Below are 1,494 nucleotides of genomic sequence, written 5' to 3'. Positions count from 1 at the left end.
TTTCGAGACTATTGAATTGGCTCAAGTAAAGCAGAGAGTTGAGTGGGTTGACTTAGCAAAAGGTATAGGCATATTTTTAGTGGTGCTGGGACATTCAGGTTGGCCTTTAAAATTTAGATGGTGGATATGGTCCTTTCACATGCCATTATTTTTTTTCTTATCAGGTTTAGTGTTTTCCATTGATAAATATCCTGACTTCGTCCATCTCTTTAAAAAGAGAAATATTAGTCTTCTTCGACCATATATTTTTTTCACAATTATAGTTTTGTTTGCTATATCATTTATTGAGCCTCATTTTTTACTTTATTTAAAAGACACCGTAATATATGGTTGGGTAGGTTTTGCCTTATGGTTTATACCGGTGTTGTATTTCACTGAAATCTGTTATTTTTTTTTAAGAAAGAATTTAAACAATAAGGCTACTTTTTTAGCGATATTGTGTTTTTCATTCATCGGTTATGTATTAAGTTTTTACAATATTCATTCACCATATAAACTTGAGGTTGTATTTACTGCCATTTTATATTATGGAATCGGAAACCTGACATTTCCAAAAATAAAGCAAACACTGATTATAATTCCTGATTTCTACATGTTGCTATTGGGACTGCTGTTTTTGTTGATAAATATCACCTTTTGCTATTTGAATTTTGTGCAATTAGATATGGCTAAAAATGTTACAGGAAATTATTTTTATGCCAATTTATCCGCATTTTCGGGCATTGCCGTTGTCCTTTTAATTTCTCATTTAGTTGCATCAAAAAGGTATTTAGGATTTTTCAAATATTGCTTTAATTATTTGGGTTTGAACACATTTGTTATACTTGCTATACATCAACCTTTGAAAATATACCTGATATTAATGTTTGAGAAGTTTCATGTCAATTCATTGATATCGTTATTATTACGACATAGCTTGCTTTGGATAGTTCTTATAATTTGTATCTACGTAGTAAACAAGTATATCCCTTACATCAAGGGAAAGAGCAGTCGTTATAAGACTGAACTAAAACCGGAAATTCGATGATAATTTATGTATACATATGAAAATATTACTTGTTAGCGGAACAAATTCTCGAAATTCAGGAGGATTATACAATAGTGTTAGGAATCTGGGTCAATCAATGATTAACATTAAAGGGCTTGAGCCGGTGTTGCTGGCTCATAGCGACGAATACAGTGAATTGGATATAGCCGCTTATGAACCATTGCCATTAGATGATTATGCCGTTGCGGGCCCATCTGGATTTGCTTTTTCATCAAATATAGGGAAGAAAATGGCTGCAATTAAACCTGATATCATTCATCCACAATGTATATGGATGTATTTATCATTCGCGACATTCCAATTTAGTAAAAAGCACGATACGCCGTATATTATATCAGCCAGGGGAATGCTTGACAAATGGATATTGAATAATAATGCATGGAAAAAAAGACTCATAGGGGGATTATATGAAAAGGAATATTTGAAAAATGCGGCTTGTTTAAATG

Annotated in this window: 2 protein-coding genes; both read left to right on the top strand. The window is 32.3% G+C overall.

What is annotated here, in order from left to right:
• Positions 1-1,027, top strand: a 1,027-nt coding sequence (locus tag AC1DQW_RS27590) for an acyltransferase family protein (protein ID WP_477457003.1), incomplete at its 5' end; no start/stop codon positions are given.
• Positions 1,028-1,043: 16 nt separating this feature from the next.
• Positions 1,044-1,494 (top strand): glycosyltransferase family protein (locus AC1DQW_RS27585; protein WP_477457002.1); only part of this gene is annotated, 451 nt, incomplete at its 3' end.

The sequence above is a fragment of the Mucilaginibacter sp. P5_A4 genome (assembly GCF_056400605.1).
This window is presented reverse-complemented; position numbering and strand designations above follow the sequence as displayed.